Here is a 24082-nt window from a genome sequence, read left to right on the forward strand (position 1 = left end):
TTCCACAAAAACTACTACTACTAAATTTTTTATTTTTATTATTTTTTATTATAGAACTAGAGTAATAAATTAAATTATTGAATTTAATTAACGAAAAAAGTATATTGAATGTGTAAAAAAAATCCAAAACCTGATGGAGATTATTTGTAATCAAAATGATTTAAATAATGCTATTCAATTAGTAAGTAAAGCTGTTGCTTCAAGACCAACACATCCCATTCTTGCCAATATACTTTTAACAGCCGATCAAGGAACAAATAAGATTAGCCTGACAGGATTTGATCTTAATTTAGGAATTCAAACTTCTTTTGATGGAACTGTTAAAAATAGTGGTGCTATAACGATACCTTCAAAATTATTATCTGAAATAGTAAATAAATTGCCTAATGAAACTCCTGTTTCTTTAGAAGTAGATCAAGATTTAGAAAATGTTTTAATAAAAAGTGATAGAGGATCGTTTAATCTTAAAGGTATACCTTCAGATGATTATCCTAACTTGCCATTTGTTGAAAGCGGTACTTCTTTAAATATTGAACCTATTTCTTTTTTGAAAGCCTTAAAATTAACTATTTTTGCAAGTAGTAATGATGACTCAAAGCAATTACTTACCGGAGTTAATTTTACGTTTAAACAGAGTTATTTAGAGTCTGCATCAACCGATGGTCATAGATTAGCGGTAGCGTTAATTGGAAACGAAGAAAATATTGCAAATAAAGATAATTTTTATTCTAATGAAAGTGATTTAACAGTAACAATTCCAACAAGTTCTTTAAGGGAAATTGAAAAATTAGTGACTTTAAAAAGCTCAGATAATTCAATTAAACTTTTCTACGACAAAGGTCAAGTAGTTTTTATTTCTTCTAATCAAATAATTACAACAAGAACACTTGAAGGTACCTATCCAAATTATTCTCAATTAATACCAGATACATTTTCTAAAACAATCAAGTTTAAAACAAAAAAATTTATTGAAGCATTAGAAAGAATTGCTGTTTTAGCTGATCAACAGAGCAGTGTTGTTAAAATTAAATTGGATAATACAGATCTAGCCTCAGTAAGTGCTGATGCACAAGATATTGGTAGCGCAAATGAATCAATACCTGTTTCCTATTCTGGAGAAGATTTTGATATTGCATTTAATGTTAGATACCTTTTAGAAGGGTTAAAAGTTATTGCTTCTGAAAATGTACTTTTAAAATGTAATCTTTCAACGACTCCTGCTGTTTTTGTACCAGAAGATAACTTTAATTCTTTTACTTATTTAGTCATGCCTGTTCAGGTGCGTTCCTAATTTGAAATTACCTAAAGAAATTTTATTAAGTGAATTATTAAATCATAATGTTAAGGGAAAAAATACTCTTAACTATGGAAATGGAGAAAATGTATGGATGCATCCTCCTGTTCATCGTATTTTAGGATGGTATTCACGTCCTTCAAATTTTGATTTAAAACGAAATGTTTGGAGATTAAATCAAATTACTCAAATAATAGATAATGATATTTATGTCAAAGGTGATCCAGCAATTTCTGATTTAGCAACTTTAAATAGGTTTCCAACATTAATAGAAGCTAATTTAATAAATATAAATGGCTCAAAAATAGGAGTTATAGCAGATTTTTTATTTAATATGAAAACAGGTAAAATAAATTATTATTTAGTTTCTCGATCTAATCCTAAGATTCCAGGTTCTAGTAGATGGAAATTAAATATTGAAAATATAAAAGATCAACAACCTGGTTTAGTATTTTGTGAAAGCAATTCTTTAGATGATTTATTTTTGATAAAATCAAGTATTAAAAATGAATTTTGGCAAAAAGGGAAAAAAATTTTTGATAGATTCGATGATATGAAAAATATAGCTTCTAACAGATTAGAAGATTGGCTAGAAGATGATGAAGATATAAACCCAAATTTAGATTTTAAACAAAATAGTTTTTATAATAAAGATATAACATCAAGATCTTTTAGTGATAAAAAAGACGATGACCCTTGGATCTAAAGAATGATAAATTCTCAAAATAATGATCTATATGATCTTAGTGAAGCACTTAAAGTTGAAAATTTAACCGTTAATGATTACGACGAAATTTGTAAAAGATTAAAAAGAACACCTAATAGGACTGAACTAGGAATGTTTGGTGTTATGTGGTCTGAACATTGTTGTTATAGAAATTCAAAACCTTTATTATCTAACTTTCCTACTAAAGGTAAAAATGTTTTGGTTGGCCCCGGAGAAAATGCTGGCGTTATTGATGTTGGTAATAATCAAAAACTTGTTTTTAAAATAGAGAGTCATAATCATCCCTCTGCAATCGAACCTTTTCAAGGGGCAGCAACAGGGGTAGGAGGAATATTAAGAGATATTTTTACAATGGGTGCAAGGCCAATTGCAGTTTTGAATTCATTAAGATTTGGCAATCTTGACAAACCATCAAATGTAGATTTGCTTCGAGGAGTTGTATCAGGAATAGCACACTATGGAAATTGTGTGGGTGTGCCTACTGTTGGAGGTGAAATTGACTTCGATGATAGTTATTCTGGTAATCCTCTTGTAAATGTAATGGCTTTAGGACTTTTAGAGACTAATGAAATTGTTTGTTCCGGAGCTAAAAATGTAGGATCACCAGTACTATATGTTGGTAATACAACAGGTAGAGATGGAGTTGGTGGGGCTAGTTTTGCAAGTTCAGAATTAACTACAGCTTCATTAGATGATCGGCCTGCAGTTCAAGTAGGTGACCCATTTGTTGAGAAAAGTCTTATTGAAGCTTGTTTAGATTCTTTCAAGACAGGAGATGTAATAGCCGCTCAAGATATGGGTGCTGCAGGTTTAACCTGCAGTAGTGCAGAAATGGCTGCAAATGGAAATTTAGGAATATCTATTAATTTAGATTTGGTCCCTTCTAGAGAAAAAAATATGTCTCCATATCAGTATTTATTATCTGAATCTCAAGAGAGAATGTTATTCGTGGTAAAGGAAGAAAAAGTTAATGAACTTATTGAAAATTTCACTAAATGGGGATTATATGCAAATGTAATTGGTGAAGTAATAGATACAAAAGAGGTCATTATTTCTCATAAGGGTAATATTGTTGCTCAAATCCCTACTTCTGCTTTATCTGACGATACCCCTGTCAATATTCGTCCTGTAATAAATGATCCACCAGTTTATTTATTAAATAAATGGGAGTGGAAAGAAAAAAACTTACCAGAAATTGATGAGCAACAAATATTTTCATTGAAGGAAAAAAAGAGTTTTTCTTATTCACAAATTATTTTAAAACTTCTCTCTAATCCCTCAATAGCTTCCAAGAGATGGATTTATAAACAATATGATTCTCAAGTGCAGGCAAATACAGTTTTTAAACCCGGAGAATCTGATGCTGCTGTAATAAGATTAAGGGTACAAACTGAAAAAAATAAAAATAAAGTATTTTCTGGTGTTGCTGCTTCCGTCGACTGTAATAGTAGATGGGTTTCTCTTGATCCTTTCAGAGGAACTATTGCCGCAGTTGCAGAATCTGCCAGAAATGTTAGTTGCGTTGGAGCTGAACCAGTAGCAATTACAAATAATTTAAATTTTTCTTCTCCTGAGAATGAAATAGGATATTGGCAACTCTCATCTTCATGCAAAGCAATTTCCGAAGCATGTAAAGCTCTTGAAACTCCCGTTACGGGGGGAAATGTTTCCTTATATAATGAATCAAAAAATAAAGATAATAAAATAACTCCTATTAATCCAACGCCAGTGATTGGAATGGTTGGGAAGATAGATAATGCTGAAAAAGCTATAAGTAGTGAATGGAAAAATCTTAATGATCAAATCTGGTTAATTGGTTCTCATAAATCAGAAATAACAATTGCAGCCAGTTCTTATTTGGAATATTTTCATGGAGAAATTACAGGAAGGCCTCCAAAAATAGATTTGTTGGATGAGAAGTTGTGCCAGGGTTTTTTAAGAAATGCGATATTAAATAGTTTTGTAGTTTCTGCTCACGATATTAGCGATGGAGGTTTAGCTATAGCTTTGGCAGAGTGTTGTATTTTATCTTCAAAAGGTGCCTCAATAGACGTAGAAAAAGTTTCTAATAGAAATGATAATCTATTGTTTGCAGAAGGAGGTTCTAGAATTATTTTTTCAATAGATAAAAATAAAGAAAAAGAATGGCTCAAATATTTAAAAATAAATCAAATTAATTCTCAATCAAGCGTTTATATAAAAAAAATAGGATATGTTTCAAGTGAAACTTTTAATATTAAAATTCAAGAACAAAATATTTGCAATATTAGGGTTGAGGAATTAACCGAAAAATTTAATAATAGTATTTCAGGCCACTTTTAAATATGAAAAAGAATTTTCAATTTTCAAAATTTTTTATAAATTAAGTTATGTGTGGAATTGTTGGAATAGTTTCTTCAGATGATGTAAATCAACAAATTTACGATAGTCTTTTGCTTCTTCAGCATAGAGGTCAAGATTCAACAGGTATAGCTACAATGGAAAACACTATTTTCCATATCCATAAGGCTAAAGGTCAGGTAAGTACTGCATATAGAACAAGAGATATGAGGAATTTAATAGGCAAAATTGGTTTGGGTCATGTTAGATATGCCACAAAGGGATCAGCTGAAAGTGTAGAGGAAGCTCAACCCTTCTATGTTAATGCTCCTTATGGAATTGTTTTGATACATAATGGTAATTTGACTAATACTAGAGATTTAGAAAAACAATTATTCAATATTGATAAGCGGCATACAAATTCTTCAAGTGATACCGAAATGTTGTTGAATGTATTTGCTACAGAATTGCAAGAGCAGATTCATAATCAAGAATTGCAACCTGATATTATTTTTGATGCTGTCAAATCTTTACATAAAAGAATTCAGGGATCATATTCTTCAATAGCATTAATTTCAGGACATGGTTTATTAGCATTCAGAGATCCTTTTGGTATTAGACCTTTAGTTATAGGAAAAAGAATTTCATTAACTACTAAAAAAGATGAGTGGATGGTTGCGAGCGAATCTTTAGTGCTTGAGAATAACGATTATCAAGTAGTTAGAGATGTAGACCCTGGAGAAGCCATTTTTATAAACCTTAATGGAGAGTTTTTTTCTAGGCAATGTTCCGAAAATCCAGTGTTATGTCCTTGTGCTTTTGAATATGTATATCTAGCTAGGCCAGATTCAATTATGAACGGGATTTCAGTATATAAAGCTCGCTTAAAAATGGGAGATTATTTGTCTGAAACAATAAAAGAGAATATTAATTCCGGAGATGTTGATGTTGTAATGCCTATCCCTGATTCTTCTCGACCTGCTGCTATGCAAGTCGCTAGACAGCTAGGTATAGAGTATAGAGAAGGTTTTTTTAAAAATAGGTATGTTGGTAGAACATTCATAATGCCTGGTCAGCAGAAACGTAAGCAATCTGTAAGACAAAAATTAAATGCTATGAGTGCAGAATTTAAAAATAAAAATGTATTAATTGTTGATGACTCAATAGTACGAGGTACTACTTCAAAAGAAATTGTCCAGATGGCTAAAGATGCAGGAGCAAATAAAGTTTATTTCACATCAGCAGCACCACCTGTGCGTTTTCCTCATGTTTATGGAATTAATATGCCAAATAAGGATGAATTGATAGCTCATAATAGAACAATAAGTGAAATTGCCGATCAACTAGAAATTGATAATCTTGTTTATCAAAGTGTTAATAATTTACGCAAATCGATAATAAGTGATTCTTCAATTGAAGATTTGGAAATGAGTTGCTTTACTGGCTCTTATGTAACAGGAACAGTAAATCAAGAATACTTAAACTGGGTTGAAAATGAATATAAATCTTAGTCAAGAAGGTTTTTGAGACTAAAACAATTTTCAAGATGTTCTCCTATCTCCAAATTTAAAAAGTCAATTAAAAAATTTGTTGTATTAGATTTGAAATTTAATTTATCGAAGTTTAACCTAGCAGATTTATTTTTATTAGTTTCAATATCAAGGTAATGGTTACTTGGTATGACCTTTAGGAAGATATCCTTTTTAAGCTGGGTTTTTTCATTTAAATATCCCAAACTGTATTCATTCGCGTAATAAATTTCATTTGTATTTAAGCAAAAGATTTTCCCATGTTTAGAAATTAAATAAATATTTTCTTCATTTTGATATGGGCAACAAGAAACAATTATTTCACTCGGCAAAAGTTTTACAAGAATTAATCCTTGAGATTGTTTAGTAGTTGGATTTAAAAATTTATCAGATAACTTAAATTTAAAAATTCTTCCTATTGAGGTTAATATTATTAAATTTTTTTCTTCATTAGAAATAAATGAATCAATTATTTTTTGATTATTTTTTAATTTTGTTATTGCGAAAGATCTATTACTGTTAATCATATCCTTATCAAACAAAACTTTTTTAAATCTTCCATCAGAATTCAAAATACATAAATAGTTATTAATTCCTTTTTTAATTGAGTGGAAATTTATTATTTCATTTGGATTAATATTCCCAAGGCTTTTATTATCTAATTTATAGTCATTATTAATTTTTGACTCCCAATCTATGTGAAAAACCTTTCCGGTATATGTGATTCCAATTAATTTTAAATTTTTATCGACATTACATATAAATTTTTGAATATTTTTATTATCTATAATTTTATTTGTATCCTCAAAAGATTTTTTGTAATTATTTAAAATCATTTTCTTTAAATAAAGTCTATTATCTATGTGTAATTTTGTTTTTTTATTTATAAATTCTTCTAGTATCTGATTATTAATTATTTCTATTTCTTGATTTTGATCTATATTCTTAAGAATTTTTGTTTTTCTTTTGACATTATATTTTTTCTTTAATAATAAAAATTCATTTATTAACAACTCAAGTAATAATTTTCTTTCGTTCAGTATTTTTTGAAGATAATTCTTTTTTTCTTGCAAATTTTTTATATCATTCTTTATTTGATTTCTTTCTAGATTTGTTAATTTTTTTAGTGGCATTTCCAAGACTGAATTTGCTTGTTTTTCACTTAAGAAAAAATTCTCCATCAATTTTGATTTAGCTTCTGCAGAATTTGCTGAGTCTTCAATAAACGCGATAATTTTTTTAATATGTTTTGTTGCTTTTGATAAACCCTCTAATATTTCAAGTTTTTCAAGAGTGTTTTTTAGATAAAAATTAGTTCTTTTTCTAATTGTTTTTTCTCTAAATTCAAGAAAAAAAATAAGATATTGTTTTAAGTTTAGCTGGATAGGCTTGCCTTTAATTAAAGTTAAAAAAATTGCACCAAAGTTTGTTTGGAGAGTTGTTTTTTTATATAAATTAGAAATTACAAGTTCTGCATTAGAGTCTTTTTTTAACTCTATGACAATTCTCATTCCATCTCTATCGCTTTCATCCCTAATATCTGAGATTCCATTGATTTTGCTCGCATTAACAAGTTCCGCTAATTTTTCAATCCAACCTGACTTACTGATTTGATAAGGAAGCTCAGTAATAATTAATGCATTTTTTTTATGTTTACCTTTTCCTACATTTATTTCTTCTGTATTTATGACACCTCTAATTGTTATTGATCCTTTTCCTGTTTCATACAGTTCATCTATTGCTTGATTATGAATTAATTCTCCGCCTGTAGGAAAATCAGGCCCTTTAATAAGGTTAGAAAGTTTTTTATTACTTATATCTTTATTTTTTACTAAAGCAATTAAACCATCTACTACCTCTCCTAGGTTGTGAGGAGGAATATTTGTTGCCATTCCAACTGCAATTCCAGATGATCCGTTCAATAATAAAAATGGAAGTTGGGCTGGGAGAACATCTGGTTCTTTTTGTGAACCATCAAAGTTATTTGAGAAATTAACTGTTTCTGATGCGATTTCTTCAAGAAACGCTTTGTGGGCTATTGGAGCTAATCTTGTTTCAGTGTATCTCATTGCAGCTGGTGGATCATTATCTACTGATCCAAAATTTCCATGTCCATCAAGTGTGGGATATTTTGTCGAAAAATTTTGCACTAGCCTTACTAATGCATCATATACTGCTTGATCTCCGTGAGGATGGTACTTCCCAAGTACATCTCCAACAACTCTTGCACACTTTCTAAATGGTCTATCCGGTGTTAAACCTAATTCATGCATTGCAAATAGTATTCTTCTTTGGACAGGCTTAAGACCGTCTCTAGCATCGGGAAGAGCACGACCAACTATTACACTCATTGCATACTCCAGATAAGAACGTTGCATTTCTTCTTGGAGAGAGATAGAAGTGAAGTTTTTCTTATCCATCAGAACATAAAATTAAATATGTATTTATTGATTAAATTAAGACTAATAGGTAAACGAATATTTTCCAGTATTGAAATTAAGAAGATTCATTTATTTTGGACTTTGCCAATATTACATCTTGTTTAAGTTGATCATTTTGTAAAAGGATTTCTGTTGAGGATTGTATATTTTCTCCCCACAACTGTTCTTTTCTATAATCACGATTAATATAATTTGGATTTTTAATCAAAGCTTTTTTTGCGAGTTTAAGCGCTAATTTAATATCTTTCACTCTTAAACAGGAAGCAAGTCCTAATAATGGCTCTGCATTTTCCTCAATTGAGATTGCTTTTTCAAAATGTTTTAAAGATTGATTGATATTATTTTTCTCGAAATAAGCTAAACCTTGATTGTTAATTGCTTGCCAGAAATCGGGTTTTATTTTTATAGATCTCTCAAATAACGTAATAGCTTCCGAGTAATTTTGTTCCATTAATGAAATATTTCCTAATTGAAAAATAGCATTATGGTTATTTGGTTCGACACTTAATCCAGATTTTAAAGCAGTCTTTGCCTTTTGTAATTCTGAAAGCTTAAGATAAACACTACTTTTTGCAAAATATATTTCACTATTCTTTGAATTAATTTTTTGTGCTTTATTTAGTGAAATAAGTGCTTTTTTGTATAGTTTGTTAGCTATTTGTGCTTCAGATAAAATTAGCCATAGTTTTTCATCTTTGTTATTTATTTGAACAGCTAATTTTGCTAAGTTAAGGCTCTTTTCATATTGTCCAAAATACAAAAGCTGATATGCATTTTTGCCAATAGATAAGCTATCTTTTTGTAAATTTTTTAATGTTGGTAAATAATAGTAGGGGACTAAAGATTGAACATGATTAACTCTAAAAAAGGAAAAACTAATTAAAGAGATAAATATTATTTTTTTAACAATTTTTTTCATTTTTAAATGTTCAGATTTGCTTTTATGTTTCTTCTCCACATCCATGGTTTAATTCTTTTTAAGGTCGTTGATTTAAGGTTTTTTTCCCAAGTTTTATCATCCCAATTTAATGACTCAATAGTAAGATTTTGAATCCATTCTTTTGGAGTTGTTTCAAAAGTATTATTGTATGGTACTGATTTATTCCATGGGCAAATATCTTGACATATATCACATCCTGCAATCCAACCATTTAAATTTTCTTTTATTTCTTTTGGAATAGTTTTATTTCTGCTTTCTATTGTGTGATAGGCAATACATAAGTCTGATTTTATTACAAACGGTTCTACTATCGCTTGTGTCGGACAATATTCAATACACTTATCACATTTCCCGCAAAGAGATTGATGAGGTTTATCTGGTATCAAATCTTTCGTTAGTATCATAAAACCTAAAGTAAGCCAAGAACCATTTTCTTTGGTTATTAAATTGCTATTTTTACCTATCCAACCAAGACCTGATTCTTCAGCCCATGCTTTTTCAAGAAGTGGGGAGGTATCTACACATATTTTCCACTCGCAATCTGGAATTTCTAGATTAATCCATCTACCGATATTCTTTAATTTTTTATAAATTACTTTATGATAATCCTCTCCCTGACTAAATTTACCTATCTTGAAAATTTTGTTCCTGCTGTTATTTGAGTTAATGTAAGTAAACCCAACGCTGAGAACACTTTTTGCTCCCTGAAGGAGTGAGCTTATGTCTTTTCTTCTTTCTGCTTCCATCCATTTCATTTCACCATGGTGGTTATTCGATAACCATCTATCTAATGCATTAGTTCTTAATTTCAAGCGCGAACTACCTGGTATAGAAGCAATTCCAGATATTGCAAAACCTTCATTAATTGCTCTTTCTTTTAATTTTCTACTTATTTCTTTTTTGTCTTGAAGGCTATTGATCATTCTTTTATTATGTATATAATTTCGCTTAAAATTTATATTTGGTTAAAAAACTAATAAATAATTTAAATATATTAAAAAAAAATATATCCTAACCAAGTAAAAACAGTTAAATTGTTAGTAAGGTTATTTTAGTTAAAAACGTTATTTTGGTTGAATCTAGTCAAAATCAAGATTCGAACTTAGGATCTAGGCTCCAACAGGATCTAAAAAATGATCTTATTGCGGGATTGTTAGTTGTTATACCTTTAGCAACAACTATCTGGCTATCATCATTAGTTAGTAAATTTGTATTAACATTAGTTACTTCCGTTCCTAAGCAGTTAAATCCTTTTATTACTTTAAATCCTTTATTACAAGATCTAATTAATCTTACTTTAGGTTTAACTGTTCCTTTATTAGCTATTTTACTTATAGGTTTAATGGCGAGAAATTTTGTAGGGAGATGGTTGTTAGAATTCGGTGAAGGAACTTTATCAAAAATTCCTGTTGCAGGTGCAGTTTATAAAACTCTTAAACAATTACTTGAAACTTTTTTAAGTAATAAATCTAATCGATTTAGAAGAGTTGTTTTAGTTGAATACCCTCGTGAAGGACTTTATAGCGTTGGGTTTGTAACTGGTAATGTGGGACCCTCCCTTCAGCCGGAATTGGATGAAACGTTGTTAAGTGTTTTTATTCCTACAGCACCTAACCCAACTACTGGTTGGTATACCTTGGTTCCTGAGTCTTCTGTTAAGGATTTGGATATTACTGTTGAAGATGCTTTTAGAACAATAATTTCGGCTGGAATAGTTAATCCAGATGAGAAAAATAACACTACAAACCCAACATTTTCAAAATTATTTTCTCAATTGCGTGCCTCTACTAATACTTCTTCTTAATTGATGAATAATAATAGATCTCTCTCTAGAGAATTATCTTTGATTTCATTAGGCCTGATAAAAGATAAAGGTGATTTCAAATTAAATAAACTTCAAGTAGAGGAAATTTTTGAATCTGCTTTGGATTCTCTAGTTAATCACTGTAGAGATGAATTAGATACTTGTGAAGTAGAGTTAGAAAATGCATCACAAAAAATATTAGAAAGTGAATTGCATGAAGGGGTTAATTCTTCTTTTGCAGATGTTCGTGATGAGTTAAAAAAGTCTTTAAAAAAAATTGAAATTGTTATGAATACACTTTCAGTAACTTTAGACTTTCCAAAATTAATAGTTTCTAGTGGACAAATCAATATCAGAGAGGATGTTAAAGAGAGGATAACTAAAATCATTAATAATCTTACTATTATTGATTCTGATATTGATCAAGTAATGGATGGTTGGAGATTAAAAAGATTGCCAAGAATTGATCGAGATATTTTGCGTTTAGCTTATGTGGATATTAATTATCTGAGCACACCTCTTGCTGTTGCTTGTGATGAGGCGGTAAATCTAGCCAATAAATATAGTGATATGCAAGGAAGAAAATTTATTAATGGAGTTTTAAGGAGATTACAAACAGCAAAATTGCAATAATTTTTTGATATAAATGAATAATATTTTAGAATCCATTAAGTTTTAACTATTCATATAAATGACTAATAATGATCTTGATAATTCTCGAGAGTGGGCAGAACAAGCTTATGCACTTTTAAAAAAAAGACAAGAAGAGAAAAAACAAGAATTACAGGATAAGGAAGAGAAAAAACAAGAATTACAGGATAAGGAAGAGAAAAAACAAGAATTACAGGATAAGGAAGAGAAAAAACAAGGTTTGGTTGATAGTACTAGAACAGAAAATCTTCTTAGTTCTAACAAAACTGTTGAAGAACCTGAGTTGGGAGAATTTGATGATAATTTTACTTGGTCAGCAATGGTGTTAGCTGCTCAAGGAAAAAAAATAAATCAAATATCTGTAGATGAAATTGATTGGTTAACAAAATTAAGAAGAGGATTGGAGGAAACCCGAAAAGGATTTGTTACTGAATTATTAGACAAATTAGGAGATGATCCTCTCACACCAGAATCTCTTGATGATTTAGAAACCTTACTAATAAGAGCTGATGTTGGTATTGATTCAACTGATAAAGTTATAAGTTCTCTTAGAAAAAAATTAAATGAAGAAGTTGTTGGTGGAGAAGCAGGAATAAAATTCTTAAAGAAAGAATTAAAATTAATTATCGATAAACCAATAAAAAATTCAGGTACTGATATTTTAGTCCCTCAAAAGGGGAAGTTGAATGTTTGGTTATTAGTGGGAGTTAATGGTGTTGGTAAAACTACTACTCTAGGAAAATTAGCATATTTGTCATCAAGGAGTAATTATAAAACTTTGATAGCTGCAGCCGATACTTTCAGAGCTGCAGCTGTAGAACAATTAAAAGTATGGGGAGAGAGGAGTAATGTTGACGTAATATCAAATCAATCAAAAAATGCTGATCCAGCTGCTGTAGTCTTTGATGCAATAAATTCTGCAAAAAAAAGAAACGTTGATTTATTGTTGGTTGATACTGCAGGTAGATTGCAAACAAAAAATAATTTGATGGATGAATTAGCAAAAATAAAAAAGATTATTGATAAAAAAGTCCCAGATGCAATTATTGAATCATTATTAGTGCTAGATGCAAGTCAAGGTCAAAATGGCTTAAAGCAAGCAAAAAGTTTCGCTAAATCAGCAAATTTAAGCGGAGCAATTATCACTAAATTAGATGGTACTTCTAGAGGGGGAGTCTCTTTGGCCGTGTCTGAAGAAGTTAATTTACCTATAAGATTTATTGGAGCTGGAGAAGGTATAAAAGATTTGAGACCCTTTAATAGTTATGAATTTGTGGAGGCTTTGCTTGCAGATAAATAAATATTTAATTTAATTTTTTTAAAAAAATTAAATATAATGATAAAAATTATTGATCTATCAAGTTTGTTGTGACAAATAATAAAAAAGAAAAATTATTTTCAAACAAATTTATTGAAAAATTTTTGGAAAATGAATCTAACTTATCTTTAAAAAATGAATCCAAGTTTGATGAAATCGCATCTTCATTAGCATATTATTTAAAAACTTTTTCTAACATAAATAAATTTCTGGATTATATATGTTTAATTTTAAAACATATCTTTGATGATAAAGTCATATTAATTATCCCTTTAAATTATGAGGGCAATATTTGGAATGAAAATATTAAAATTTCTGCTAAAAATGAATGTTTAACCATACAAGAAGAAATTAATACTTTTTTTAATCAATTTCATTTTTCTAAAAATTTTAAAATAAAGGAAATTCATAACTTTGAAGATGCTTTAAAAACTAATTTTAAAGAATATAAAATCGAAACTAAAAAAATATTATCTAGGGGAAAATGTAGAGGATTTATTTTCATTTTTTGCAAAGATATATGTAATCAGTCGATCATTGAAGATAGCAATTTTAATTTTATTCAAAATTGCTTAGCTGTTGGATTAGAAAATTATTGTTTAATAAAAACAAAGAAAAATCATGAAAATGTAGATAGAGAAATTTCTATCGGTGCAGAAATTCAATCCCAATTACTACCAGATTATTGCCCAATTATTTATGGTGTAGACCTAGCTGCACATTGCAGACCAGCGCTCCAGTTAGGAGGAGATTACTATGATTTTATGTGTTTAAAGACGAATATTTCAGAAAAAAGAAAGGAAAAAGCTAGATGGGCATTGGTAATAGGTGACGTAATGGGTAAAGGAATTCCAGCTGGTCTTTTAATGACTATGTTAAGAGGAATGCTACGTGCAGAAGTTCTTACAGGTTTGCCCCCAGATAGAATTTTGCATGATTTGAATCAACTAGCAATAAATGATTTAGATCAATCTCATAGATTTGTGACATTATTTTATTCAGATTACGATCCAAGAACTCGAAAATTGAGATTCGCCAATGCAGCACATAACCCACCTTTGTTATGGAAAAATTCAGATCAGAAAATTATAAAATTAGATGCAGAAGGATTTGTCCTTGGACTGCAAAATGATGCTGAATATCAATGTGGTGAAATTAAGCTTAATGAAAATGATCTAGTTTTATACTATACAGATGGAGTAATCGATACTTCTAATTCTCTAGGAGAAAGATTCGATGAGGAAAGGTTAATGAAAACCCTCACAAAATTATGCAAGCAATCCTACACATCTCAAGAAATCTTAAATAAAATATTCAAGAAATTAGATGACTTTACAGGAGAAAATAGACATTTGGAAGATGACGCATCAATGGTTATTTTGCAATTAAATTAGATATTTTTTGTCACCTATATAAAAAAATGCTTTATTAGAGATATCTAGAGTTACTCTTTAATAATATGGCAAAAGTTTGGAGTAAAAGGTTTGATAATGCACTTAACCCATTTATCGAAAAGTTTAATGCTTCAATTGGTTTTGATAGGAAGCTTATTTTAGAAGATTTAGATTGCTCTATTGCGCATGCAAAAATGCTTGGCAAAACTCAAGTTTTATCCTCTTCTGAAACTTTGCAAATTATTAATGGTCTAGAGAAAATAAAAGTTGAGTATTTAGAGGGTAAATTTTCTCCTAATCCTCCTTCTGAAGATATCCACTATTGCATTGAAGAAAAATTAATTAGTTTGATTGGTGAAACTGGAAAAAAACTACATACAGGTAGAAGTAGAAATGATCAAGTTGGTACAGATATAAGGTTATGGTTGAGAAAAGAGATTGACAATCTTGAAAATTTAATCACTGATTTGCAAAAATCCCTCTTAAGTCATGCGAAAACTAATATTTATACTTTTATTCCAGGATATACACATATGCAAAGAGCACAACCATTATCTTTAGCTCATCATTTATTGGCTTATTTAGAAATGCTTCAAAGAGACCGCGAAAGGTTTAAAGAAGTAAGATCTAGAGTGAATATATCTCCATTAGGAGCTGCTGCGTTAGCTGGTACAAAAATAAAAATAGATAGGAACTTTACAGCCGCAGAATTGGGTTTTGAAAAGATCTATAAAAATAGTATTGATGCAGTGAGTGATAGGGATTTTTGCATAGAGTTTGCATCTGCATCTGCTTTGGTAATGTCTCATTTGAGTAAAATCTCAGAGGAAATAATATTATGGGTTACTGATGAATTTTCTTTTGCAAAATTAACTGACAAATGTGCTACTGGCAGTAGCTTAATGCCTCAGAAAAAAAATCCAGATGTTCCAGAATTGATAAGAGGTAAAACAGGAAGAGTGTATGGACATCTCCAAGCATTATTAACTATGGTTAAAGGGGTACCACTTGCATATAATAAGGATTATCAAGAGGATAAAGAGCCAATATTTGATACTGCAGAGACTATATCTTCTTGCATTAAAGCAATGACTATTTTAATTAATGAGGGTATAGAATTTAATATTAAAAATTTATCTGATTCAGTAGAAAATGATTTTTCAAATGCTACTGATTTAGCAGATTATTTGGTTGGGAAACAGGTACCGTTCAGGACTGCCTATCAAGTGGTGGGAGAAATTGTTAAATATTGTTTGGAGAAAAAAATCTTATTTAAAAATCTTAAAATTGATGAATTTAAAAAATTTCATCCTAAATTCGAGGAGGATGTTTTTGCCGATCTTGAACCTTTTAATGTTGTTAAATCTAGAACTAGTGAGGGTGGAACAGGTTTTTCTCAAGTAGAAAAAGAGGTAAATAATTGGCAGAAAAAATTGTTACTTTGAATCTAAATTATTTTTCTACAACAAGGGTATGCTTTGAAGTAGAATAACTAAGTAAAGTTATGGGACTACTTATTGTAGTTTTTTTAATTAGCTAAATTTCTTTTTGAGTTTAAAGTGAGTATTTTTGTTGGTAATTTGCCTTTCCGCGCAGAGCGTGAAGATGTTATACAGTTATTTGCCCCTTTTGGTGAAGTTGTAAATTGTTCTCTTCCTCTCGAAAGAGATACAGGGAGAAAAAGAGGATTTGCATTTGTTGAGATGGCAGATGAATCAATAGAGTCAACAGCTATTGATGGTTTGCAAGGTACGGAGCTAATGGGTAGGCCACTAAGAATTAATAAGGCTGAGCCAAGAGGTGCTGGCGGTTCTCGCCGAGGAGGAAGAGGCGGTTACGGTGGCGGTAATAATGGCGGCGGTTACGGTGGCGGTAATAATGGCGGCGGTGGCTACAGTGGTTACGGTGGCGGTAATAATGGCGGCAGTGGCTACAGTGGTTACGGTGGCGGTAATAACGGCGGTGGTTACGGTGGTGGTAATAATGGCGGCGGTGGCTACAGTGGTTACGGTGGCGGTAATAACGGCGGTGGTTACGGTGGTTACGGTGGCGGTAATAACGGCGGTGGTTACGGTGGTTACGGTGGCGGTAATTCTGAAGCCAATAATAATACCTCTTACACTAATAAATCCTCAGGAGCAGAAGGTTGGGAAGATAGAAGTTATGGAAATTCTTCGGAAACTTCTGAATATGAAAGTGGTAGGAGCAGGAGAAAAAGGGGAGTTAGTAATGAGAATAATGCTTCAAACGGGGAAAATTAGTAACCCATTTCTTCAAGGTCAGTAGTTTTTTTCATTAGATATTTAATATCCAATTCTTTTTTTATAGATTTATCAGAAATTTGATTCCTCCAAATCTTAGCTTTTGGAATACCCTCAACAAGATTTATGAGATGTTTGCAAATATCCCAAGATTTTCCTCCTTTACTTAAATGTTCTTCTATGTAGGGAATTAAAGAATATATAATTTTCGAGGCTGATTTGGGTTTGGTATTGATCCCATAAACTTTTTGATCAATTTCAGACCATCTCATGGGATGTTTATATATTGATCGACCAACCATAACACCATCGAAAATATTTAGGGCTTCTAACGATTCATCGATATTTGAGAAACCACCATTGATTTCTATTAATAATTCTTGATTTAATTTTTTTAATTTTTTTACAATATCGTATTTAAGAGGAGGAACAGTTCTGTTTTGTTTTGGATTTAAACCTTTTAATATAGCTTTCCTTGCATGGACTGTAAATCTGTCTGCACCAGCATTTGCGATACATTTTACAAAATTATTCAAATTCATAAAACTATCATGGTTGTCTACACCGATTCTGTGTTTAATAGTTACCGGTATGCTGCAGTTATTTTTGAGGGATTCTATGCATTTTGCAACTTTTTGAGGATCTTTCATAAGCGAAGCGCCAAAATTCCCGGAACAGACTCTTGGACTTGGACAGCCAACATTAAAGTTTATTTCGTCATACCCCCAATCTTGTGCCATTTGAGCAGCCTCTTTAAGAATTTTAGGATCGTCCCCACCAAATTGAATAGATATCGGATGTTCATCGTTATTAAAATCTAGAAAATTTTCTTTTTTATTAGTATGAACTAAACTTTGGGCTACAATCATTTCTGTATACAAGAGAGCTTCAGAACTTATTTTTCTCATTATCATTCTGAAATGTTTATCAGTACAATCCATCATTGGAGCAATACTTAATTTATGAATATTTTTCGTAGAATTAGGAAGGTAAAAATTCATTACTTTTTATATCTGATTTAAATAATATGAATCAATTTCTTACAAGAAGGTATTTTATTCTAATTCCTATTATGTCATTCTTAAATATAATCTATAAGCCTATGAAAGTTTTAGCTTCTTCAATCAATTCTAAAAAAGAGTGGAATTTATCAAAAGAAGAATGGAAATCTCGGCTTAGTCCAGATTCTTATTATATTTTGAGGGAGGAAGGGACTGAAAGAGCTTTTAGTAGTCCACTAAATAATGAAAAAAGAGAAGGAGTTTTTCATTGTGCAGGATGTGATTTGGCGCTTTTCCCCTCAGATAAAAAGTATGATAGTGGCACAGGATGGCCAAGTTTTTGGGATTCAATTGAAGGTTCAGTTGAAACAAAGGTTGATTTCAAGTTAATTGTTCCAAGAACAGAATATCATTGTTCTAGATGTGGTGGTCATCAAGGCCATGTCTTTAATGATGGTCCAGCTCCAACAGGCAAAAGATACTGCAATAATGGCCTTGCATTAAGGTTTGTTCCTGATTAAATTTTGTGCGGCCTTCCGCAACTTGTTTTGTGGATCATTTTAATAGAAAATAGTCTTATTAAATTTTTAGAAAAATGATTGAAAATCAATCAAACAGTATTGATAATAAAGAAAATGATATTTCTGATCATGAGGATGCTTCATCTTCAGAAAATCCAATAATTGAAAATCATGAATCATCATCTCAAAACACAGAAGAAATAAATACCGAAGAATTAAAAAATTCTATTTCTAATAATGATGCAAGGTTAGAACAATTAGAAAAAGAGCATGAAACTTTAAAAAATCAATATATAAGAATTTCAGCAGATTTTGATAATTTTAGAAAAAGGCAATCTAGAGACCAAGATGATTTAAAAATTCAACTTGTTTCAAAGACTTTAACCGCAATACTCCCTATTGTCGATAATTTTGAGAGAGCGAGACAACAACTTAAACCAGAAAGTGAAGAAGCTCAAGCTCTTCATAGAAGTTATCAAGGATTATATAAACAATTAGTAGAGGTTTTAAAGCAACAAGGAGTTGCACCAATGAGAGTTGTTGGTCAGCAATTCGATCCTAATTTACATGAAGCTGTATTAAGAGAGCCGAGTGAAGAGTTTAAGGAAGATTTTGTCGTAGAAGAATTGCAGCGTGGATACCATTTAGATGGTAAGGTTTTGAGACATGCTTTGGTTAAAGTATCCATGGGACCTGGCAAACAAATTTCACAAGAGGAAGTAGAAAAGGATACAGTTGAAGTGGATATAGATTCAGAGGTAAATACTTCTGATGAATTATAAATTCCAAATTTTTACTTGAGTATTATTTAATGGCTGATTTTTACCAAATACTTGGAGTTTCAAGAGATGCTGATGCGGATACCTTAAAAAGGGCTTATAGAAAATTAGCAAGGCAATATCATCCTGATGTAAATAAAGAACCAGGTGCTGAAGATAAATTTAAAGAAATTGGCAAGGCTTACGAAGCATTAGCCGATCCTGAAACAAGAGCTAGATATGATCAGTTTGGAGAAGCCGGCCTTGGCGGTGCAGCTGGAATGCCTGATATGGGTGATATGGGCGGATTTGCAGATTTATTTGAAACTTTTTTTAATGGCTTTGGTGGACAAAATCCACAGGGAGGGAGAACTCAAAGAAGAGGCCCTCAACAAGGAGATGATTTAAGGTATGACCTTAATGTTGAATTTAAAGATGCAATATTTGGTCAACAAAGAGAAATTAAAATTCCTCATCTTGAGACATGTGAAGTCTGTAAAGGGACAGGTGCTAAACCAGGAACAGGTCCAAAAACTTGTTCTACATGTGGAGGAAGTGGACAAGTTAGACGAGCTACAAGAACACCTTTTGGTAATTTCACACAAGTAGCTGAATGTCCTTCATGTAATGGAACAGGTCAGATAATTGCAGATCCATGCTTAAGTTGCGGTGGTAATGGAGTAAAGCAAGTCAGAAAAAAATTAAGAATTAATATTCCCGCAGGAGTTGATACCGGTACTAAATTAAGAGTTTCTGGAGAGGGAAATGTCGGTTTGAAAGGGGGTCCACCAGGAGACCTTTATGTTTTTATCAAGGTTAAAAATGATTCAAAACTTAAAAGAGATGGTGTGACTATTTCCTCAGAAATAGCTGTAAATTATTTACAAGCTATTCTAGGTGACACTGTTCAAATTACTACAGTTGACGGAAATGTTAATTTAAAAATTCCAAGTGGAACTCAGCCAAATACAACTCTTTCACTTGAGAACAAAGGAGTACCTAGACTTGGTAATCCAGTTGCTAGAGGAAATCATGAAGTCCTAGTAAAGGTAAAATTACCAACTCGTATAACTGACGAAGAACGAAAACTTTTAGAGAGTTTAGCTTCTCAATATTCAGATAAAAATATAAATTCTAGTAGTGGACTATTTAGTAAATTATTTGGCAAAGAATCTTAATGACTTCTTTAAAACATTTGGATCTTAAATCTGTTCCATGTCCTTTAAATATTGTCAAAATTAAATTGGCGTTAGAGAAGTTATCCAAAAATGAACTACTTATAGTTGAACTAGATAAAGGTGAACCAGAAGAAATGGTATTAAATAATTTAAAAGAAATGGGATGTTTGTTTAAACAAATCAAAGAAAATGAAAAATTTATAAAAATAAAAATATTGAATGAAAACTAGTTGTAAACATTTAGGTTTAGTTACAAAAAAATTTAATGATTTTTTTTTAGTTGACTTGAAAAATCAAGAAAACTTTGTAAATAGTGAAAGATTTTTATGTAAAGTGAAGAAGTCTATAAATTTCAAAGATCAATTAATTTATGTTGGAGATAAAGTAGTAATTGACAGTATTGATCTTAAAAGCAAACGCGCAGTAATAACAAGTCTAAAAAAAAGAAAAAATTTATTAGCTAGACCTTCAGTTGCAAATATTTCTAATATATATATAACTTTTTCCGTTAAAGAGCCAGAATTAAATTTATCTCAAGTGAATAGGTTTTTGATATCAGCAGAATCAATGGGTGTTGAAGTGTCATTAGTTTTGACAAAGTGTGATTTAATTTCAGATACAAGAAGATCTTACTTACTTGATAAATTTGAGAATTGGGGTTATCAAGCAATAACTTTAAATTTGCAGAAATCTTATTATTTTAGAAATTTGTTAGCTGAGTTAAAGCAAAAAGAGTCTTCAATATTTATGGGCCCATCAGGAGTCGGAAAAACTACTTTGCTGAATATGATAATTCCAGGCCTTAAAAATAGTACTGCTCCAGTTTCCAGTAAAATTAAAAGAGGGAAAAATACTACTCGAAATGTTGAGTTATTTTCCATATCAAATCAAAGTTACATTGTGGACACTCCTGGTTTTAATATGCAACCTTTAGAGGTTGATATTAGGTTACTACCAAATCTTTATTCAGAAATATATAAACAAGTAATTGATGAAGGAATTAGATGTAAATTTCGCAATTGCTTACATGTGAATGATGAAGGCTGTAATTTAAATAAATCTTTTGAAAGATATTCTTTTTATAAACAAATGATCGAGTCTTCTAAGAGTCACTATTCTCAAAACCAGGAAGATTAAGATTTAATCCACCAGTCAAATCATTCATCCTTTCTTTCATAGTTGTAGTAGATAATTCATGAGCTTTTTGAATAGCTTGTAAGATGTTTTGCTCTATTTTTTCTTTATCTGAATTTAAAATATTTTCTTGCACTTCTACCTTTAAAGGAAGTTGGTTGCCACTTATCCAGACTTTTATCATTTCATCATCGCTTTTTCCTTCAATCTCCATATTTTCAAGTTCATCTTGTAATTTTTGAGCATCTTGTTGAATTTGTTTAGCTTTTTTAAAAGCTTCTGTAAGTTGTCCAAAGTTAGGAAGTCCAAAACCCGCCATTTTATAAAAAAAGTTTCTTTAATTAGGATAGTCAAAACCAATCATTCTTACTTCCGGTTGCAAATAAATTCCTTTGTTTTGTAGTACTTTTTGTTGAATTACAGTTATTAATTCATAAATATCTTTTGAACTTGCTGAAGAATTATTAATTATAAAATTTGAATGTAATGAAGAAATTTCAGCACCGCCAATTTTAAATCCCTTTAAACCCATATCATCAATTAATTTTGCTGCATAATTATTTTCAGGATTTTTAAACACACTACCAAAACTTGGTTGATGATATGGCTGTGTTTCTGTTTTTAATTTAAGGTTATTTTTGGTTGTTTGAATTAATTGTTTGAGATTTCCATTAGGCTCAAAATGTAGTCTTGCACCAACTATTGTCAAATCATTGCCTTGAAAAGAGCTGAATCTATACTCAAAATTGATATCTTTTTTTTCAATTTCAAGTTTTTCATGAGTTTTATTATTTATAACTTTTACGGAAATAAGATTTTTTGCAAGCGATAAATTACCTGTACCAGCATTCATATAAATTGCTCCTCCTAATGTTCCTGGAATTCCTACAGCCCATTCACCTCCTTGTAATCCATTCTTAGCAAGAGCATTAGATAATGTTGGGAGCATTACCCCGGCTTCCGCTTCAACAATTCCCGAATATGGTTCTATTGTTAATGACTTCATTTTTTTTGTACATATAACTATACCTTTTATGAAAATATCATTTATTAAAAGATTTGAACCTGCGCCAATTATTTGGCATTTTTGTTTGTTTAAATTGGCCCATTTTATTAGATAAAAAAATTCCTCTAAATTTCTTGGCTCAGCAAAATATTCAGCTACTCCTCCCACTTTTATGGTTGTATAATTACTTAGATTACATTTCTTAGAAAAAAACTTTTTATTCATAAATTAGTTTAGTTAAGTATTGTTCTTTTCATTTAAAATTGACCAGAAATTATGACAATCCCCAGCTCCCATATTCAAAATCAAATCGCCTTTTTGAGTTAATTCGTAAAAATTCTTTGTAATTTCATAATAATTATTTATGAAACTTACATTTTTGTTTTTTCTATAAATCAGATCAGTGATAATTTTCGAAGTAATATTATCTTCGTTTATTTCTCCTGCTCCATAAATACTAGTTACATAAATAATATCTGCTTTTGATAATTCTTCAGCGAATTCTTTACTAAATTGCTTTGCTCGTGAGTATCTATGAGGTTGAAATATTGCGATTAATCTACTTTTATGAAGTTTATTATTATTTTTTGGCTTAATAAATAATCTTCCTAATTTAATCGTCTCTTTTATTTCATTTGGATGATGAGCATAATCATCATATAAATTTCTTTCATCGATTTGTCCTCTGAATTCAAATCTTTTTTTTGGCAGTTTAAGGTATTTTATATTTTCCTTAATTTTTAAAAAATCTATACCTATCATTCTTGAAGCTGCTATTGCAGCAGTGATATTAGATAAATTGTGTAACCCTGGAACTGGAATATTTATGGTACTTATGAAATTTCCATTTTCGTAATATTTTCCAATCGTATGACTTATATTAATTTCAGTCGGAATTAAAGCATAAGCAACGTTGATTGGAGTAGTGTTCGACCACTTATTTTCAGAATAAAAATTATTCCGCGTAATTTCACAATCAAAATTAATTAATAATTTTTTAGAATTTTTAGCGAAATTATTAAAAGAAGATATCACTTCCCCTAAATTAGAGAAATGATCACAATGATCAAAATCAATGTTATTAATTATTCCAATATTGGATTTATATTGACTTATTGTGCCATCAGACTCATCAACTTCAGCTACTAAGAATTTTGTATCTTCTAAGTGACAATTAGAATTGTAAATAGGAATTATTCCCCCAGTTATTGAAGAAGAACTATGCGTGCATAACTCAAGCAGTGTGGAAAGAAATGTACTTGTTGATGTTTTTCCATGGCTTCCTGCAACAGCTAATGAAGTATAAGACTGCATTAACATTGCAAGAATCTCTGAACGATGTTTTACTGAAAAATTTTTTTTTCTACAATATGATAATTCTTCATTTTCAGGCTTGATTGCTGTGCTTACAACAAAATTAATCAATTTGTTGTTAAATTTTGAAGTTATAAATTTAATATTTTGTTTAATTTGAGAACTAAAGATAATTGCACCTAATTTCTCTAATTTTTTAGTTTCATTGTTTTTAACTAAATCCGAACCTGAAACTGAATAGCCTTTTTTCAGTAAACCAATTGCAAGTGCTGACATTCCAATACCTCCAACCCCAATAAAATGAAAATGATTTTTCGGTATTAATTCTTTATCCAATGTTTATCTTTTACTTAAATTAAAATAACTTCAAAGTAAAATTTTGGTATTTTTTCTTAAAAAAAAAAGACTTTTTCTCTGGAATTAATACAAAACTAGACTTATTTGCTTAATAAATCAAAAAAACCTTACGTTATTGCACAAAATTCAGTATGA

Annotated in this window: 22 protein-coding genes; 15 read left to right on the top strand and 7 right to left on the bottom strand. The window is 30.4% G+C overall.

The features are described 5' to 3' along the window. The first annotated feature begins 133 nt into the window (after window positions 1-133). From dnaN to purF, 4 genes are read left to right on the top strand one after another with little or no spacing between them, the layout of a single operon-like run. The gene (dnaN, locus tag HA141_RS00005; RefSeq protein WP_209116148.1) at window positions 134-1291 is read left to right on the top strand and encodes a DNA polymerase III subunit beta; all 1158 of its coding nucleotides are present in this window, start codon (window positions 134-136) and stop codon (window positions 1289-1291) included. A 1-nt stretch (window position 1292) separates the two neighbouring features. Next, a complete protein-coding gene (locus HA141_RS00010; RefSeq protein WP_209116149.1) occupies window positions 1293-2000 on the top strand; it encodes a PRC-barrel domain-containing protein in 708 nt (235 codons plus the stop codon). 3 nt (window positions 2001-2003) lie between these two features. Then, complete coding sequence (purL, locus tag HA141_RS00015) at window positions 2004-4343, top strand: phosphoribosylformylglycinamidine synthase subunit PurL (RefSeq protein ID WP_209116150.1); 2340 nt, start codon at window positions 2004-2006, stop codon at window positions 4341-4343. A 47-nt stretch (window positions 4344-4390) separates the two neighbouring features. Next, entirely contained in the window at window positions 4391-5851 is a 1461-nt protein-coding gene (gene purF, locus HA141_RS00020; RefSeq protein ID WP_209116151.1) for an amidophosphoribosyltransferase, read from the top strand. Here purF and HA141_RS00025 read toward each other — a convergent pair. From HA141_RS00025 to queG, 3 genes are all read right to left on the bottom strand, one after another. Then, window positions 5848-8289 (bottom strand): DNA gyrase/topoisomerase IV subunit A, encoded by a 2442-nt coding sequence (locus tag HA141_RS00025; protein ID WP_209116152.1) that lies wholly within the window; start codon window positions 8287-8289, stop codon window positions 5848-5850. The two genes, purF and HA141_RS00025, sit on opposite strands and share 4 nt — an antisense overlap. A 76-nt stretch (window positions 8290-8365) precedes the next feature. Continuing rightward, window positions 8366-9229, bottom strand: a complete 864-nt coding sequence (locus tag HA141_RS00030) for a tetratricopeptide repeat protein (RefSeq protein ID WP_209116153.1) — start codon at window positions 9227-9229, stop codon at window positions 8366-8368. A 2-nt stretch (window positions 9230-9231) separates the two neighbouring features. Next, complete coding sequence (gene queG, locus HA141_RS00035) at window positions 9232-10173, bottom strand: tRNA epoxyqueuosine(34) reductase QueG (RefSeq protein WP_209116154.1); 942 nt, start codon at window positions 10171-10173, stop codon at window positions 9232-9234. A gap of 146 nt (window positions 10174-10319) precedes the next feature. Here queG and HA141_RS00040 point away from each other — a divergent pair, with 146 nt between their 5' ends. From HA141_RS00040 to HA141_RS00065, 6 genes are all read left to right on the top strand, one after another. After that, on the top strand, window positions 10320-11054 hold the full coding sequence (locus HA141_RS00040) for a DUF502 domain-containing protein (protein ID WP_209116155.1): 735 nt from the start codon (window positions 10320-10322) through the stop codon (window positions 11052-11054). Between the two features lie 3 nt (window positions 11055-11057). Then, window positions 11058-11687 (top strand): transcription antitermination factor NusB, encoded by a 630-nt coding sequence (gene nusB, locus HA141_RS00045; RefSeq protein WP_209116156.1) that lies wholly within the window; start codon window positions 11058-11060, stop codon window positions 11685-11687. A gap of 58 nt (window positions 11688-11745) precedes the next feature. Continuing rightward, on the top strand, window positions 11746-13005 hold the full coding sequence (ftsY, locus tag HA141_RS00050; RefSeq protein ID WP_209116157.1) for a signal recognition particle-docking protein FtsY: 1260 nt from the start codon (window positions 11746-11748) through the stop codon (window positions 13003-13005). Window positions 13006-13073: 68 nt separating this feature from the next. Then, the gene (locus tag HA141_RS00055; protein ID WP_209116158.1) at window positions 13074-14417 is read left to right on the top strand and encodes a PP2C family protein-serine/threonine phosphatase; all 1344 of its coding nucleotides are present in this window, start codon (window positions 13074-13076) and stop codon (window positions 14415-14417) included. Between the two features lie 65 nt (window positions 14418-14482). Further along, entirely contained in the window at window positions 14483-15862 is a 1380-nt protein-coding gene (gene argH / locus HA141_RS00060; RefSeq protein WP_209116159.1) for an argininosuccinate lyase, read from the top strand. A 114-nt stretch (window positions 15863-15976) separates the two neighbouring features. Further along, window positions 15977-16678, top strand: a complete 702-nt coding sequence (locus HA141_RS00065) for an RNA recognition motif domain-containing protein (RefSeq protein WP_209116160.1) — start codon at window positions 15977-15979, stop codon at window positions 16676-16678. Here HA141_RS00065 and dusA read toward each other — a convergent pair. Then, the gene (gene dusA, locus HA141_RS00070; RefSeq protein WP_209116161.1) at window positions 16675-17679 is read right to left on the bottom strand and encodes a tRNA dihydrouridine(20/20a) synthase DusA; all 1005 of its coding nucleotides are present in this window, start codon (window positions 17677-17679) and stop codon (window positions 16675-16677) included. The two genes, HA141_RS00065 and dusA, sit on opposite strands and share 4 nt — an antisense overlap. A gap of 26 nt (window positions 17680-17705) precedes the next feature. Between dusA and msrB the strand changes: the two genes are divergently transcribed. The 5 genes from msrB to rsgA all read left to right on the top strand — a co-directional run bounded on the left by msrB (window position 17706) and on the right by rsgA (window position 21273). After that, complete coding sequence (msrB, locus tag HA141_RS00075) at window positions 17706-18200, top strand: peptide-methionine (R)-S-oxide reductase MsrB (protein WP_209116162.1); 495 nt, start codon at window positions 17706-17708, stop codon at window positions 18198-18200. Between the two features lie 74 nt (window positions 18201-18274). Beyond that, on the top strand, window positions 18275-18982 hold the full coding sequence (grpE, locus tag HA141_RS00080; protein ID WP_209116163.1) for a nucleotide exchange factor GrpE: 708 nt from the start codon (window positions 18275-18277) through the stop codon (window positions 18980-18982). A 29-nt stretch (window positions 18983-19011) separates the two neighbouring features. After that, window positions 19012-20136, top strand: a complete 1125-nt coding sequence (gene dnaJ, locus HA141_RS00085; RefSeq protein ID WP_209116164.1) for a molecular chaperone DnaJ — start codon at window positions 19012-19014, stop codon at window positions 20134-20136. Beyond that, window positions 20136-20366 carry a sulfurtransferase TusA family protein gene (locus HA141_RS00090; RefSeq protein WP_209116165.1) on the top strand — a complete coding sequence of 77 codons (231 nt, stop codon included), beginning with the start codon at window positions 20136-20138 and terminating at the stop codon, window positions 20364-20366. Before dnaJ ends, HA141_RS00090 begins: the two co-directional genes overlap by 1 nt. Next, the gene (gene rsgA, locus HA141_RS00095; RefSeq protein WP_209116166.1) at window positions 20356-21273 is read left to right on the top strand and encodes a ribosome small subunit-dependent GTPase A; all 918 of its coding nucleotides are present in this window, start codon (window positions 20356-20358) and stop codon (window positions 21271-21273) included. Before HA141_RS00090 ends, rsgA begins: the two co-directional genes overlap by 11 nt. Here rsgA and HA141_RS00100 read toward each other — a convergent pair. From HA141_RS00100 to murC, 3 genes are read right to left on the bottom strand one after another with little or no spacing between them, the layout of a single operon-like run. Beyond that, window positions 21239-21589, bottom strand: coding sequence for a YbaB/EbfC family nucleoid-associated protein (locus HA141_RS00100; protein WP_209116167.1), 351 nt, complete (start codon window positions 21587-21589; stop codon window positions 21239-21241). The two genes, rsgA and HA141_RS00100, sit on opposite strands and share 35 nt — an antisense overlap. Window positions 21590-21607: 18 nt before the next feature. Then, entirely contained in the window at window positions 21608-22501 is an 894-nt protein-coding gene (murB, locus tag HA141_RS00105) for a UDP-N-acetylmuramate dehydrogenase (protein ID WP_209116168.1), read from the bottom strand. Between the two features lie 12 nt (window positions 22502-22513). Then, window positions 22514-23926 (bottom strand): UDP-N-acetylmuramate--L-alanine ligase, encoded by a 1413-nt coding sequence (gene murC / locus HA141_RS00110; protein WP_209116169.1) that lies wholly within the window; start codon window positions 23924-23926, stop codon window positions 22514-22516. Between the last annotated feature and the right edge of the window lie 156 nt (window positions 23927-24082).

It is taken from the genome of Prochlorococcus marinus XMU1402 (genome assembly GCF_017696205.1).
In the GTDB taxonomy this organism is placed as follows: domain Bacteria; phylum Cyanobacteriota; class Cyanobacteriia; order PCC-6307; family Cyanobiaceae; genus Prochlorococcus_A; species Prochlorococcus_A marinus_AC.

Coding starts and splice junctions, on each gene's coding strand:
- dnaN (WP_209116148.1), top strand. CDS start 134: ATGGAGATTATTTGTAATCAAAATGATTTAAATAATGCTATTCAATTA.
- purL (WP_209116150.1), top strand. CDS start 2,004: ATGATAAATTCTCAAAATAATGATCTATATGATCTTAGTGAAGCACTT.
- purF (WP_209116151.1), top strand. CDS start 4,391: ATGTGTGGAATTGTTGGAATAGTTTCTTCAGATGATGTAAATCAACAA.
- HA141_RS00025 (WP_209116152.1), bottom strand. CDS start 8,289: ATGGATAAGAAAAACTTCACTTCTATCTCTCTCCAAGAAGAAATGCAA.
- HA141_RS00030 (WP_209116153.1), bottom strand. CDS start 9,229: ATGAAAAAAATTGTTAAAAAAATAATATTTATCTCTTTAATTAGTTTT.
- queG (WP_209116154.1), bottom strand. CDS start 10,173: ATGATCAATAGCCTTCAAGACAAAAAAGAAATAAGTAGAAAATTAAAA.
- nusB (WP_209116156.1), top strand. CDS start 11,058: ATGAATAATAATAGATCTCTCTCTAGAGAATTATCTTTGATTTCATTA.
- ftsY (WP_209116157.1), top strand. CDS start 11,746: ATGACTAATAATGATCTTGATAATTCTCGAGAGTGGGCAGAACAAGCT.
- argH (WP_209116159.1), top strand. CDS start 14,483: ATGGCAAAAGTTTGGAGTAAAAGGTTTGATAATGCACTTAACCCATTT.
- dusA (WP_209116161.1), bottom strand. CDS start 17,679: ATGAATTTTTACCTTCCTAATTCTACGAAAAATATTCATAAATTAAGT.
- msrB (WP_209116162.1), top strand. CDS start 17,706: ATGAATCAATTTCTTACAAGAAGGTATTTTATTCTAATTCCTATTATG.
- grpE (WP_209116163.1), top strand. CDS start 18,275: ATGATTGAAAATCAATCAAACAGTATTGATAATAAAGAAAATGATATT.
- dnaJ (WP_209116164.1), top strand. CDS start 19,012: ATGGCTGATTTTTACCAAATACTTGGAGTTTCAAGAGATGCTGATGCG.
- HA141_RS00090 (WP_209116165.1), top strand. CDS start 20,136: ATGACTTCTTTAAAACATTTGGATCTTAAATCTGTTCCATGTCCTTTA.
- rsgA (WP_209116166.1), top strand. CDS start 20,356: ATGAAAACTAGTTGTAAACATTTAGGTTTAGTTACAAAAAAATTTAAT.
- HA141_RS00100 (WP_209116167.1), bottom strand. CDS start 21,589: ATGGCGGGTTTTGGACTTCCTAACTTTGGACAACTTACAGAAGCTTTT.
- murB (WP_209116168.1), bottom strand. CDS start 22,501: ATGAATAAAAAGTTTTTTTCTAAGAAATGTAATCTAAGTAATTATACA.